This is a genomic window from Amphritea balenae (assembly GCF_003858655.1).
Lineage (GTDB): Bacteria > Pseudomonadota > Gammaproteobacteria > Pseudomonadales > Balneatricaceae > Amphritea > Amphritea balenae.
Window position 1 is genome coordinate 51,649 of sequence record NZ_RQXV01000007.1, and the last position, 13,558, is coordinate 65,206.

At 49.5% G+C, this 13,558-nt stretch carries 15 protein-coding genes; 13 read left to right on the forward strand and 2 right to left on the reverse strand.

The genetic code is table 11. From position 1 onward, the window contains the following. Positions 1–49: 49 nt before the first annotated feature. Genes EHS89_RS12940 through EHS89_RS12950 form a run of 3 tightly spaced genes read left to right on the forward strand, consistent with a single transcriptional unit; the run spans position 50 to position 1,082 of the window. Positions 50–571 carry a gamma carbonic anhydrase family protein gene (locus EHS89_RS12940; RefSeq protein WP_373290062.1) on the forward strand — a complete coding sequence of 174 codons (522 nt, stop codon included), beginning with the start codon at positions 50–52 and terminating at the stop codon, positions 569–571. Between the two features lie 3 nt (positions 572–574). Beyond that, positions 575–793 carry a DUF1289 domain-containing protein gene (locus EHS89_RS12945; RefSeq protein ID WP_373290054.1) on the forward strand — a complete coding sequence of 73 codons (219 nt, stop codon included), beginning with the start codon at positions 575–577 and terminating at the stop codon, positions 791–793. After that, positions 777–1,082 (forward strand): MTH1187 family thiamine-binding protein, encoded by a 306-nt coding sequence (locus EHS89_RS12950; RefSeq protein WP_124926580.1) that lies wholly within the window; start codon positions 777–779, stop codon positions 1,080–1,082. Before EHS89_RS12945 ends, EHS89_RS12950 begins: the two co-directional genes overlap by 17 nt. Positions 1,083–1,094: 12 nt before the next feature. On the opposite strand, the gene EHS89_RS12955 is transcribed toward EHS89_RS12950, so the two are convergent. Both EHS89_RS12955 and EHS89_RS12960 read right to left on the reverse strand, forming a co-directional pair. Beyond that, complete coding sequence (locus tag EHS89_RS12955) at positions 1,095–2,378, reverse strand: HlyC/CorC family transporter (RefSeq protein ID WP_124926581.1); 1,284 nt, start codon at positions 2,376–2,378, stop codon at positions 1,095–1,097. 126 nt (positions 2,379–2,504) lie between these two features. Then, a complete protein-coding gene (locus tag EHS89_RS12960; RefSeq protein ID WP_229753587.1) occupies positions 2,505–3,305 on the reverse strand; it encodes a cytochrome C assembly family protein in 801 nt (266 codons plus the stop codon). Between the two features lie 222 nt (positions 3,306–3,527). On the opposite strand from EHS89_RS12960, the gene ffh reads away from it, so the two are divergent. The 10 genes from ffh (at position 3,528) to thrC (ending at position 13,539) form a co-directional block, all read left to right on the forward strand. Then, entirely contained in the window at positions 3,528–4,937 is a 1,410-nt protein-coding gene (gene ffh / locus EHS89_RS12965; RefSeq protein ID WP_124926582.1) for a signal recognition particle protein, read from the forward strand. 382 nt (positions 4,938–5,319) lie between these two features. Next, on the forward strand, positions 5,320–5,559 hold the full coding sequence (gene rpsP, locus EHS89_RS12970) for a 30S ribosomal protein S16 (RefSeq protein ID WP_124926583.1): 240 nt from the start codon (positions 5,320–5,322) through the stop codon (positions 5,557–5,559). A 31-nt stretch (positions 5,560–5,590) separates the two neighbouring features. Then, positions 5,591–6,124 (forward strand): ribosome maturation factor RimM, encoded by a 534-nt coding sequence (gene rimM / locus EHS89_RS12975; protein WP_124926584.1) that lies wholly within the window; start codon positions 5,591–5,593, stop codon positions 6,122–6,124. Positions 6,125–6,127: 3 nt separating this feature from the next. Continuing rightward, the gene (trmD, locus tag EHS89_RS12980) at positions 6,128–6,877 is read left to right on the forward strand and encodes a tRNA (guanosine(37)-N1)-methyltransferase TrmD (RefSeq protein ID WP_124926585.1); all 750 of its coding nucleotides are present in this window, start codon (positions 6,128–6,130) and stop codon (positions 6,875–6,877) included. 16 nt (positions 6,878–6,893) lie between these two features. Beyond that, complete coding sequence (rplS, locus tag EHS89_RS12985) at positions 6,894–7,253, forward strand: 50S ribosomal protein L19 (protein ID WP_124926586.1); 360 nt, start codon at positions 6,894–6,896, stop codon at positions 7,251–7,253. 163 nt (positions 7,254–7,416) lie between these two features. Next, positions 7,417–8,817 carry an LSm family protein gene (locus EHS89_RS12990; protein WP_124926587.1) on the forward strand — a complete coding sequence of 467 codons (1,401 nt, stop codon included), beginning with the start codon at positions 7,417–7,419 and terminating at the stop codon, positions 8,815–8,817. A gap of 64 nt (positions 8,818–8,881) precedes the next feature. Then, entirely contained in the window at positions 8,882–9,811 is a 930-nt protein-coding gene (xerD, locus tag EHS89_RS12995; protein WP_124926744.1) for a site-specific tyrosine recombinase XerD, read from the forward strand. A gap of 104 nt (positions 9,812–9,915) precedes the next feature. Further along, positions 9,916–10,668 (forward strand): DsbC family protein, encoded by a 753-nt coding sequence (locus tag EHS89_RS13000; RefSeq protein WP_124926588.1) that lies wholly within the window; start codon positions 9,916–9,918, stop codon positions 10,666–10,668. Between the two features lie 166 nt (positions 10,669–10,834). Beyond that, the gene (locus EHS89_RS13005; protein ID WP_124926589.1) at positions 10,835–12,130 is read left to right on the forward strand and encodes a homoserine dehydrogenase; all 1,296 of its coding nucleotides are present in this window, start codon (positions 10,835–10,837) and stop codon (positions 12,128–12,130) included. 14 nt (positions 12,131–12,144) lie between these two features. After that, complete coding sequence (thrC, locus tag EHS89_RS13010; RefSeq protein ID WP_124926590.1) at positions 12,145–13,539, forward strand: threonine synthase; 1,395 nt, start codon at positions 12,145–12,147, stop codon at positions 13,537–13,539. Positions 13,540–13,558: the final 19 nt, after the last annotated feature.

A 13,558-nucleotide genomic window follows, 5' to 3' on the forward strand; every position in this document is an offset into this window, starting at 1 on the left:
TGAAAACACAGCGACAGAAATAATCAGATTAGAGGATATCGATAGAATGATGTACAGCATAGAAGATCGCCTGGTTAATCTGGTTGGTGATGAGCACTACATTGCCCATAACGCGACAGTGATCGGTTCAGTGGTGCTGCATAACTGCGCCAGTATCTGGTTTAACGTCGTGATCCGTGGCGATAATGATCAGATAACTATCGGTGAAGGCTCTAATATTCAGGATGGTTCGGTGCTGCATACTGATCCGGGATTTGAACTCAGCATTGGTGCTAATGTAACTGTAGGGCATCAGGCGATGTTGCATGGTTGTGAAGTGGGGGATGGCTCGCTGGTAGGTATTGGTGCTGTGGTACTGAATGGCGCTAAAATAGGTAAAGGCTGTCTGATCGGGGCCAATGCACTGGTACCTGAAGGTATGGTTATACCAGATGGCTCATTGGTGGTGGGATCGCCGGCTAAAATAAAGCGACAGCTGAGTCCCGAGCAGCAGCAGGGGTTACTGGATAATGCAGCCCACTACGTGGACAATATGCGCCGTTACCGCAATGATTTTAAACAGCAGAACTGAATTATGAATATGAATGAAGTAAACCCTGTTCCCTCGCCTTGTATCGGTGTTTGTGCGCTGGATGAGCAGGATGTCTGTATCGCCTGTCGCCGCACCGCCATTGAAATTGGTGAGTGGGGGGTGATGAATAATGCGCAGCGTATTGAAGTTTATGACCTGATTGGCGAGCGAGTCAGGGCTGAGAAACTTGCACGGGATAATAACAATGAAAGTAATGATTGATCTTTGTGTGGTACCGATCGGCGTGGGCACCTCTGTTTCAGAATATGTAACTGCGTGTCAGCGAGTATTGCAGGAATCCGGACTCAAGCACCAGATGCATGCTTACGGCACCAATGTGGAAGGCGACTGGGATGCTGTGTTTGCAACGGTAAAGCGTTGCCATGAAGTCGTGCACGGTATGGGAGCTGCGCGTATCAATACCAGTATGCGCATAGGCACCCGGACAGACCGTGAGCAGACGATGGAAGATAAAATTGCCAGCGTTGAGTCAAAGCTCAAGGCAGATTAATGGAGGAGTGCTTTACTCCTCCTCGTCATCCGCTTCATCGTTTGCAAGTTGAGTGATGCGTACGGTTTTAATCAGGTTGTCGCTCACCTGCAGAGTTTCTACCCGATAGTTATCCATCAGCATACAGACGTTAGCATCTGGAATAGATTCAAGCTGCTCTGTCACCAGGCCATTAATTGTTTTAGGGCCGTCGGTAGGCAGATGCCAGTCCAGTGATTTATTTACATCCCGGATGTTGGCGGTACCGTCGATAAAGAACGAGCCATCTTCCTGTGGGTAGATGTCCTGATTGTCTTCTTTATTGTTGTTCGACAGTTCACCCACAATCTCTTCCAGAATGTCTTCCAGTGTAACAATACCCTGGATGTCACCATATTCATCAACCAGTAGGGCGATTCGACGGCTCTCTTTCTGAAAGTTTAACAGCTGGGTTTGCAGCGGCGTCGTTTCCGGAATAAAGTAGGGTTCATGAATAACCTGCAGAATGGCGGCTTTAGAGACGGCGTCCTGCTGAAAAACCTGAGCCAGATTACGCATATGCAGAATACCAACCACTTTGTTCAGTTCGCCGCGAAATACCGGCATGCGGGTGTGGGGTGTTTTGCTTAGTTGCTCAATAATCAGGTCGAGATCATCGTCCAGGTCGATACCGATCACCTCGTTACGGGGGATCATAATATCGTTGACCGTCACATCGTCCAGCTCGAGTACGCCTAATAGCATTGACTGGTTGCGTTGCTGTAGTACTGCGCCGGATTCGTTTACCAGAGTGCGAAGCTCTTCCGTGCTCAGGTGGTGATGATCACCTTCAGTAACTTTGATGCCGAACAGTTTGAGTAAGCCGTTGGTGATGAAATTCACGACCCATACCAGCGGATAGAGTACTTTTAGTAGCGGGTGTAAAAGATAGGCAGCCGGAAATGCAATTTTTTCCGGATGCATCGCTGCGACCGTTTTCGGCGTTACTTCGGCAAAGATCAGGATTACCAGTGTCAGCGCTGCGGTAGCTATAGCGATACCCGCTTCGCCCCAGAGCTCTACGGCGATTAATGTGGCGATCGCAGAAGCAAGGATGTTGACGAAGTTATTTCCGATCAGAATCACACCGATCAGTCGGTCAGGCCGTTGTAGTAACTTACCCGCCTTAATCGCGCCACGATGTTTGTTCTTAACCATATGCCGTAAACGGTATCGGTTAAGCGACATCATGCCGGTTTCTGAACTGGAGAAAAATGCTGAACAGAGGATAAGAAAGAAAAGCAGTCCCAACAGGGACTCGATCGATGCGCCTTCCAAGACGGTGAGCCTAATTAGTCATTCGGACCGCCATTGTCAGGCTAAGCTGAAATGCTGTCAAGCATACTTATGTGTCAGCGGTGGATTGTTGAATCAGGCGCCGGTTAAGTTGGTCGTTAAACCTGATCAGATTAGTAGTTCAACAACAAATTTGCTGCCGAAGAAAGACAGCATCAGTACGATGAATCCGCCAACGGTCCAGCGAATCGCCTTATGGCTGCGCCAGCCGAGGAAGTGACGGCCAATCAGTAGAATGGCATATAGCAGCCAGGCCAGAATAGAAAGTACAGTTTTATGGATAAGATGCTGAGCAAACAGATCCTCGAATACCAGAGCGCCACTCACCAGAGACAGAGTCAGCAGAATAAGGCCGGTCCAGATCATCTGAAACAGCAGGGTTTCCATTGTTTGTAGTGGCGGCAGAGAGCGTAATAAGCCACGGGTCTTATGGTGTTTTAGCTGGTATTCCTGTTTTGATAACAGGATCGCCTGAAATGCCGCCAGGGTGAAGATGCTGTAGGCCAGGATGGAGAGCAGAATATGAACAACCAGGCTGCCGTCATAATGCTTTGCAGTGCTGGTATCGATACCCAGCTGATTAAACAGCAGAGCGGTAGCAGCCAGAGGAAAGATACCTATATACAGGTTATCAACTTTTTGACGCAAAGAACTAAGCAGAACCAGCGCGGCGACCAGCCAGCCGATTAATGATCCGACACTGAAAAAATCCAGATGAATGCCTTCCGGACGGTGTAGATCAAGGTAGGCGGCATAGCCGTGAGTGATCAGAGCGACCAGGCCTGCAAGTTTAATTAGCTTGCTATTAAAGCTTTGGCCGTTGGCAACCTGCCACTGCAGACCTGCAGCGGTCAGATAACAAATAATGGCAATAATAGCGGGCAGTGTTTGCATTAGCAGTAAACTCATAGGCTCTGATTAATTAGCAGGGCCTAAGTTTGTCATAAATAAGAGGTTGATGAAATATTGATAACAAGCCAATTGATCCGGATCACTCTGGTTATCGTCGAATGAAGCGTTATCCGGGCTAGGGTATAACGGATTGCTACTGTATAATGCGTCTCTTTATTCATGCTGGCCGAGATCTGCGTCTCACTTTCAGCAACAGATTTAATCCCCCAGGGCGGAACTATGTTTGAAAATCTGACGGACCGTTTATCGAAAACGTTAAAAACGGTTACCGGTCAGGCGAAGCTGACCGAAGATAATATTAAAGGCACTCTGCGTGAAGTACGCATGGCGCTGCTGGAAGCCGATGTTGCGCTGCCCGTTGTTAAAGAATTTATTAACAACGTCAAAGAACGTGCTGTCGGTACCGAAGTTAGCAAGAGTCTGAGTCCGGGTCAGGTCTTCGTTAAAATTGTCCAGCAAGAGCTGGAAAAGGTTATGGGCGAGGCTAATGAGGCGCTTAACCTGGCCGCTCAGCCGCCTGCTGTCGTAATGATGGCGGGTTTGCAGGGTGCGGGTAAAACCACCTCTGTGGCTAAACTGTCCCGCTTTTTACGTGAGCGTGAGAAGAAGAAAGTACTGGTTGTTTCTGCTGACGTTTATCGTCCGGCAGCGATTAAACAGCTGGAAACCCTGGCGGCCGAAGTTGAAGTAGATTTCTTCCCTTCCAGCGCTGATCAGAAGCCGGTTGATATTGTTAATGCTGCGATCAACCATGCCAGGGTTAAACACTTTGATGTACTGATCGTCGATACCGCAGGCCGTTTGCATGTTGATACCGACATGATGGACGAGATTAAAAATCTGCATGCGGCGGTTAAGCCGGTTGAAACCCTGTTTGTTGTCGATGCGATGACCGGTCAGGATGCTGCCAATACTGCTAAAGCATTTAACGATGTGTTGCCATTAACCGGTGTGGTTCTGACCAAAACCGATGGTGATGCCCGTGGTGGTGCTGCGCTGTCTGTGCGTCATATCACAGGTAAACCGATCAAGTTCCTGGGTGTTGGCGAGAAAGTCGACGCATTGGAGCCTTTCCATCCGGATCGTGTTGCTTCCCGAATTCTGGGTATGGGCGACGTACTGTCCCTGATTGAGGAAGTTGAACAGAAGGTCGACAAGAAGAAAGCTGAAAAGCTGGCCAAGAAAGTTCAGAAAGGTAAAGGCTTTGATCTGGAAGATTTCCGTGATCAGCTGCAGCAGATGAATAATATGGGCGGCATGTCTTCGCTGATGGATAAGCTGCCGGGTATGGGGCAGATGGGCCAGATGATGCAGGGTGCGAATATGGCCGGTGCAGAAAAGAGCTTTGGTCAGATGGAAGCGATCATCAATTCCATGACGCCCCATGAGCGTAAGCGTCCGGATGTTATCTCCGGTTCCCGTAAGAAGCGTATCGCAGCGGGCTCTGGTACTCAGATTCAGGATATAAACCGTCTGCTCAAGCAGCATAAGCAGATGGCCAAGATGATGAAGAAGTTTTCGTCTAAAGCAGGTATGGCGAAAATGATGCGTGGCATGAAAGGTATGATGCCAGGCGGTGGAGGTATGGGCGGCGGCATGGGTGGCCCGGGTGGCTTCCCGCGCATGTAGTGATGTATCTGCTTAAATAAAAGCAGATGGCCAAGATGATGAACCCTTTATAAGAGCTTTGTTTCTTCTAAGGCAGGTATGGCGAAAATGATGCGTGGCATGAAAGGTATGATGCCAGGCGGCGGTGGAATGGGCGGCGGCATGGGCGGTCCGGGTGGCTTCCCACGTATGTAGCCTTACAGCTCCTGTTTATATATTTAGCCTTGGCGTTTAATAAATAGCCAAAAGGCTTTCCAAGGGCGGTAGATTCGCGTAGAATTTCCGCCCTGTTTTTATGATTAGGTCTGGTCTGCGTCGGTTTTCCTTCGGGAAGGTCGGAACGGGGTCGGGATCTGTAAACTGTGAGCGATATTAAAACTCACTTAATAAAGGGACCAAACGTATGGTAACTATTCGTCTTTCTCGTGGCGGCGCTAAGAAGCGTCCTTTCTATCACCTGACTGTAGCTGATTCTCGTAATCCGCGTGATGGTCGTTTTATTGAGCGTGTTGGCATCTTCAACCCTCTGGCTAAAGGCCAGGAAGAGCGCCTGCGTGTTAATCAAGAGCGTGTTGACTACTGGGTAGCTAAAGGCGCTCAGATGTCTGACCGTGTTGCTAAGCTGATTAAAAACGCTAAGTAAACATTTTTAAGCGATCAGTTGGGTTATTAAGATGAGTGGTTTAACGTCAGACAAAGTTACTACGGTAGGACGGATTACTACGATCTACGGTGTAAAAGGTTGGGTTAAGATTTATTCCCATACCGAGCCGATGGAAAGCATCCTTAATTATTCACCATGGCTACTGAAGATTGATGGTCAGTGGCAGCCAGTCAAAATAAGTGACGGTAAAAAGCATGGTAAGGGACTGGTAGCTAAGCTTGCAGGAGTTGATGATCGGGATGTGGCGCGCCAGTACTGTGGCATGGATATCGCGATAGAGACCAGCCTGCTGCCAGCGCTTGATGAAGGTGATTTTTACTGGAGTCAGCTGGAAAAGCTTGAAGTATTAACCGAGTCCGGCGTCAAGCTGGGTAAGGTAAGTCATCTGATAGCGACCGGTTCTAATGATGTACTGGTTGTGAAAGGTAAGGCAGACAGTATTGATCGCAGAGAGCGATTGATTCCCTACCTGCCGGATCAGGTGGTGAAAGAGATAAACCTTGAAGAAGGTACGATGCGGGTCGATTGGGATCCGGAGTTTTAACCGATGTGGATCGGTGTTGTAACCCTTTTTCCGGAGATGTTTGAAGCGGTAACTCGCAACGGCGTAACCGGAAGGGCAGTGCGCAACGGCTTGCTCGATGTGCAGTGCTGGAACCCTCGGGAGTTCACAAGGGATAAACACCGTACGGTGGATGACCGTCCTTATGGCGGTGGTCCCGGGATGTTGATGAAGGTGCAGCCGCTGCGGGACGCGATCCAGGCAGCTAAGCAAGCCGCAGGTGAAAAGACCAGAGTAATCTATCTTTCACCCCAGGGGCGCCGACTTGATCATGCCGGGGCAAAGGAGCTGGCCGCGAGTGAGCGGTTGATTCTGGTTGCAGGGCGCTACGAAGGTATTGATGAGCGTCTGGTGGAAACCGAAATCGATGAAGAGTGGTCGTTGGGTGATTTTGTCCTCAGCGGTGGCGAGTTACCAGCAATGGTAATGATCGATGCGGTATCCCGCTTGGTACCCGGTGTATTAGGGCATCAGGATTCAGCAACCGAAGACTCCTTCAGTGATGGACTGCTTGATTGTCCGCACTACACCCGACCGGAAGAACTCGACAATATGTCCGTACCTGATGTGTTGCTTAGCGGTAACCACGAGGCGATCAGACGCTGGCGTCTGAAACAGCAACTGGGACGAACCTGGCAAAGGCGCCCGGACCTGCTGAATGACCTCGAGTTAGATAAAGAGCAGCTGACATTGTTAAACGAATTTATCCGCGAGACAGAAACGTCTCAGGATTAGTATTTAGGAGCGAGCTATGAGCAGCAAAAACCTAATCATTCAGCAGATCGAAGCTGAACAGATGAATAAAGAAGTGCCAGAATTTGCACCGGGCGATACTGTTATCGTTCAGGTAAAAGTTGTTGAAGGTGAGCGTCAGCGTCTGCAGGCGTTTGAAGGTGTAGTTATCGGTATGCGTAACCGTGGCGTTAACTCTGCATTCACTGTACGTAAGATCTCTCACGGTGTGGGTGTTGAGCGTACTTTCCAGACTTTCGCTGCGACTGTAGATAGCATCGAAGTTAAGCGTCGTGGTGACGTTCGTCAGGCTAAACTGTACTACTTGCGTGAGCGTAGTGGTAAGTCTGCACGTATTAAAGAGAAACTGTCTAAGTAATCACTTACCTGTCAGTTTGAGTAATAAAGGTGGCCTAGGCCGCCTTTTTTATTGCCTGAAATTCGCTCCCGGATTAATACCACACTAGAATTATCAGAATAGTATTTCACGTGCCACAGTGGCCGCTAAGGTCAGTCAGGCGAAATAATTAAAGGATAACTCTATGGCGAGAACGGGAGTCTTGCTGGGATCAGTCGCTGCGCTATTGCTGCTCTCATTAGGCGGGGGGTATGGCTATGTGCACAGTCAGGCTGACTCGGCTGTAGAGCAGACGGTTGTAAAGCTAAGACCGCTAATGCAGATCAGTTATAGTGATCTGTCGGTGGATCTGAGCGGCAATATTACCCTCAAAGATGTATCCGTCAATCCGTCAAAAGGTAGTGGTGGTGTATCCGTAGGGCAGATCGTTATTGATAGTCCGGGTTGGGGCTATCTGCTCAGTGGTGCGCAGTCTGCGGGTCAGATAGTCTGGCCATCAAAGTTACAACTCTCTCTTAAACAACTGGCGTTTAATCTGACGCCGGCCAATATAATCCTGACCGACCAGCTAACGGCATCTCTGATACCTCAAAACCGACTCAGTGAAACCCTGATGATGGCCTGTGGTGGGCACCGGTCTTTAAGTATGCAGCAGTTCTATGAAGTAGGTGTCGAGTCGTTAACCGGTGATGGTCAGTTTGGTTTTGAACTGAATCCGACGGGTAAAGTGCTGCAGGCAGAGCTGTCTTTATCCTTTAGGTCGCTATTTGATCTTTCGTTGGCAACGCAGTTTAAAACCGATCTTCCGGCTGTGTCTGATACGATGCTGGCGGGCTATCCGTTATGGTTGAAACAAGCTGACCTGGCTTATGCTGACCGGGGTTATAACGGACGGCGCAACGCTTATTGCGCCGGCCTGGATGACGACATTGTCGATCAGTATCTGAAGCTTCACCTGGACCGGGTAGCTGTACTGCTTGATCAGGAGGGGTGGCAGTCAAATAGTAAAGAGCTGCTTGATTATCAGTTGCTGGTGTCAAACAGTGGTGCGGTGAAGTTTGAGTTTCAGCCTGTAGAACCGATGCTTTTCGAGCAGTTAAAATCAATCGAGTTGACCAGAGACTGGCGTCTCCTGAATCCAAAAGTGCAGCTGGGCGGGCAATGGATCCATTTTTCGGAGCGTGCTGTGGCTGCTACCCTGGATGAAGCGGTAGCGCGGATACAGACTGAAACGGCTTTGCGGGCACCGGGAGCTGGCAGTAGCACGGGTGAGTATGCTCAGGATAATGCTTCAGATAAGGCTGAAATGAGACGTCAGGAAACCCGTGCGGCGATACGCAAAGCGGTATTGGGATCTGAGGCTGAGCCGGTTCGGGATAAAACTTACCGGGAAGTCCGGCCGGAGCAACTCGACCGTTTTATCGGTAGTTGGGTTAAGCTCCAAACCTACTATGGGCGTAAGGTAGCAGGTACACTAGAGCGAATTGATGGCGATATGCTTTATGTGGATGAGCATACCGGCCAGGGTAGTGCTATCTACCCGATAAACAGAACAAAACTCTCCGGATTACAGGTGCTCTACTGACGCTGTGCCGGGAATAGGTATGGCATAAGTGATAGAGGAAAAAAACAGCTCTGATACTGTCGATCTGACAGTTGATGCAAGATGTACAGCCAGATCACCTGCTCAGCCAGATCTTGAGCTGATTCAGCAGTATCTCGATATGCTGTGGCTGGAAAAAGGCTTGAGCAAGAATACCCTGAGTTCCTATCGCAGGGATCTTTCGCTTTATGCTTGTTGGTTAAACGAGCGCAATACTACTCTGTTTAATTCGCAGCGAACTGATCTGTTGGCTTACCTGAACTGGCGCGTTAAAGAGCGGGTGAAGGCCAGTTCTACTTCAAGAATGCTCTCCTGCCTGCGGGGTTTCTTTCGCTATCTGTTGCGGGAAAATCAGATTAGTGAAGACCCAACGTTGCAGGTTGAAAGTCCTAAGCGAGGCCGGCCGTTACCTAAAACGCTGACCGAGATCGAAGTTGAGGCGTTGTTGCGAGCACCGGATCTGGCGCAACCTATTGATTTTCGTGATCGTGCTATGCTTGAACTGCTTTACTCATCGGGCTTGCGTGTTACTGAGCTGGTCAGCTTGCAGCTATCGCAGATCAATCTGCGTCAGGGCGTGATTCGGGTGATGGGTAAGGGTGATAAAGAACGGTTGGTCCCCCTGGGAGATGAAGCCGCAGACTGGCTGGTTCGCTATGTAAAGCAGGTTCGGCCATTGTTGATCGATGATCCGGTCAATGAGGTAGTGTTTCCCAGTAAACGTGGCCAGCAGATGACCCGGCAGACTTTTTGGTACCGAATTAAGCGTCATGGCGTTACAGCGGGCATTGAAAAGTTGCCCTCTCCCCATGTGCTTCGGCATGCATTTGCGACACATCTGCTTAACCATGGGGCCGATCTGCGAGTGGTGCAGTTGTTGTTGGGTCATAGTGACCTGTCGACAACACAGATCTATACGCATATAGCGCAGCATCGTTTACAATCGCTGCATCGTCAGCATCATCCGCGGGGATGATTTTCAGGTATTTTTCATTTTCCGGTTGTAGGCTGGAACTTTAACAGGCTTTAGTGCGTCATATAACGCATGGCCAATGAAGGCAAAGAACATTTGAGGGCTCTATGCGTAATTCTGTACGTAATTTATTGTTAATGATGGCGGCGACGCTAATGCTGAGCTTTAATGCGTCAGCTGATGCTGCAAAAGAAGAAGCGATTCGTTCTGCTTTGAGTGCGCTGGATGCCCGGGTACCGATTGTTGCGATACAGGAAGCGCAGTTCCCGGGATTGTATGAAGTGACGCTGGCCAGTGGTGAGCTGCTATATGCTAATGAAACCGGTTCGCACTTTATCGTGGGTGAAGTTTATAAAGTAAAAGCCGATGGCATGCTGGTTAATCTCTCGGAAGAGGGAAAAAAGGTTGAGCGGGTTGAGCAGTTAGTCGCCGTAAAAACTGAAGATATGGTGGTCTTTCCTGCCGATGGTGACAAGAAGGCGCATGTCACTATCTATACTGATGTGGATTGTTTTTATTGTCGTAAGCTACACAAAGAGATGAAGCAGATTACCGCTAAAGGTATCGAGGTGCGTTATCTGGCGTTTCCTCGTGCCGGAGCTGGCTCTGCAGCGCATAAGACCATGGATGCGATCTGGTGTGCTGACAAGAGCGAGCAGGGTAAGCTGATGACCCGGGCTAAATCCGGTCAGTCTATTCCGGCTGATAGCTGTGCAGAAAGCCCGGTGCTGGAGCAGTGGCAGCTGGGTCAGAAGATGGGTATCTCCGGAACGCCGGCGTTGATTCTGGAAGATGGTTCTCTGGTGCCAGGTTATGTTCCTGCTGATCAGTTGGCAAAAATGTTGGGTGTAGCCAACTAATAGAGTGGTATTTTTCAAAGAAGGGGGCTTTATGCTCCCTTTTTTTATTGCCTAAGGGTTTTGCTGCATAGTTCTCAGGCCGGCTTTTCGCTATAATGCGTGCCTATTTTTTAACCGCAGTAATGTCTGCCGATCGAACAGCAGAGTAATAGCGCGAGGTAATGGTTTGAAACCAGTAAAAGTTGGTATCTGTGGGCTTGGCACCGTTGGTGGCGGTACTTTCAATGTACTTAAACGTAACGCTGAAGAGATTTCCCGTCGTGCGGGTCGTAGCATCGTTGTCGAAGCGATTGGCGCGCGTCGTGAAAATCCTGATTGCGACACTAAAGGTACCCATATTACAGCAGATATTTTTGAGGTTGCCCGCAACCCTGAAATTGATGTTGTAGTAGAGCTTATCGGTGGTTATGACATCGCACTTGAGCTGGTGTTGACGGCTATCGAACACGGTAAGCACGTTGTTACTGCGAACAAAGCGTTGATCGCAGTGCACGGTAACGAGATCTTTGAAGCGGCCCAGAAGAAAAATGTGATGGTTGCTTTTGAAGCTTCTGTTGCTGGCGGCATTCCAATTATCAAAGCGATCCGTGAAGGCCTGTCTGCAAACAAGATCAACTGGCTGGCGGGTATCATCAACGGTACTGGTAACTTTATCCTGACCGAGATGCGTGACAAAGGCCGCGATTTTGCTGATGTGCTGGCCGAAGCGCAGGCGCTGGGTTATGCCGAAGCCGATCCGACGTTTGACGTTGAAGGGATCGATGCTGCGCATAAGCTGACTATTCTGGCGTCACTGGCGTTCGGTATTCCGCTGCAGTTTGAAAAAGCTTATACCGAAGGTATTAGCATGATTACCGCTGAAGATGTTCAGTACGCCGAAGAGCTGGGATACCGGATCAAGCATCTGGGAATCAGCCGTCGCACCGAGAACGGTGTTGAACTGCGTGTGCATCCAACCATGATTCCTGAAAAAGCGCTGCTGGCGAATGTTCACGGTGTAATGAACGCTGTATTAGTAGATGGCGACGCGGTCGGTCAGACTATGTATTACGGTGCCGGTGCCGGTGCTGAACCAACCGCTTCTGCGGTGGTTGCTGATATCGTTGATGTGGTTCGTACCCTGACTGCTGATCGTGATAACCGTGTACCTCACCTGGCATTCCAGCCGGGTAGTCTGTCTGAGACTCCGGTATTACCTGTTGAAGATGTTATCAGTGCCTACTATCTGCGTTTGAATGTGAATGAGCGTCCGGGTGTGTTGGCGATGGTGACTTCTATCCTGAGCGAATCAGGTATCAGTATTGATGCGATCGTTCAGAAAGAGACCCATGAAGACCAGGTACCTGTGATTATCCTGACTCAGGAAGTGCAGGAAAAACAGATGGATGAAGCGATCGCTAAGATCGAAGCGCTTGATGATGTAAACGAGCCTGTTACCCGTATCCGTGTTGAGCACCTGTAAGCAGGAATAAGACAGTGAAATATATCTCTACCCGGGGTGAAGCCCCAGCACTGAATTTTGAAGAAGTACTGCTGGCTGGCCTGGCCAGTGATGGCGGTCTGTATGTGCCAGAAGTTTTGCCTACTTTCAGCAAGGAAGAGATCGCTTCCTGGGCGGGTCTGCCATACAACGAACTGGCGTATAAAATCATCAAGCCATTTGTTGATGACTGTGTTGCTGATGCCGATCTTAAACAGATGATTGACGAGACCTATGCCGGTTTTAACCATAGCGCTGTTGCACCGCTGAAAGAGCTGGGCACCAACGAGTGGGTATTGGAGCTGTTCCACGGTCCGACACTGGCATTTAAAGACTTTGCTCTGCAATTGCTTGGTCGCCTGATGGACTACGCCCTGACTAAGCGTCAGGAACGTCTGGTTATTCTGGGTGCGACGTCCGGTGATACCGGTTCGGCAGCGATTGAAGGTTGTCGTCATAGCGAACATCTGGATATCTTCATTCTGCATCCGTATAACCGTGTATCTGAAGTACAGCGCAAGCAGATGACCAGCATTATCGAAGATAATGTGTTCAATGTTGCCCTGGAAGGTAACTTCGATGACTGTCAGCAGATGGTTAAAGACAGCTTTGCCGATCAGAGCTTCCTGGGCGGTCGCAAGCTGGGTGCTGTTAACTCGATCAACTGGGCGCGTATCATGTCCCAGATCGTTTACTACTTCTCAGCGTCTCTGGCTGTTGGTGGTCCGCATCGCGAAGTCGCGTTCTCTGTGCCAACCGGTAACTTTGGTGATATTTTTGCCGGTTATCTGGCGAAACAGATGGGCCTGCCGATCAGTCAGCTGGTGGTTGCTACCAACAAGAACGATATCCTGCACCGGGTTATCTCCGGCAATGATATGAGTAAAGGTGAGCTGGTGCATACCTTATCGCCTTCCATGGATATCATGGTGTCGTCTAACTTTGAGCGTCTGCTGTTTGATGTTTATGGTCGTGATGGTGCAGAGATCAGTGCATTGATGGATAAGTTTAAAACTGAGCCGGTACAGCTGGATGAAGCGCGTTGGACTAAGGTTCGCGAGCTGTTCGATAGCTTTGCCTGTGATGATGAAGCAACCTGCGATGTGATTGCCAAGGTCGCCGATGAGACCGGCTATCTGCTGGATCCTCACACTGCGATCGGCGTTGCTGCGGGTCGTGAATGTAATCGTGATGCCAGCGTACCGATGATCGTTCTGTCGACTGCACATCCGGTTAAGTTCCCGGAAGCTGTGTTGAAAGCAGGCCTTGAATCACCTCAGCTGCCGCCTCATATGGCTGACCTGTTTGAGCGTGAAGAGCAGTTTACTGTACTGCCAAACGAACTGAGCCAGGTGCAGCAGTTTGTGGCTGGTAATATACATAATGACTGAGTCTATACAGGCTTAAGAT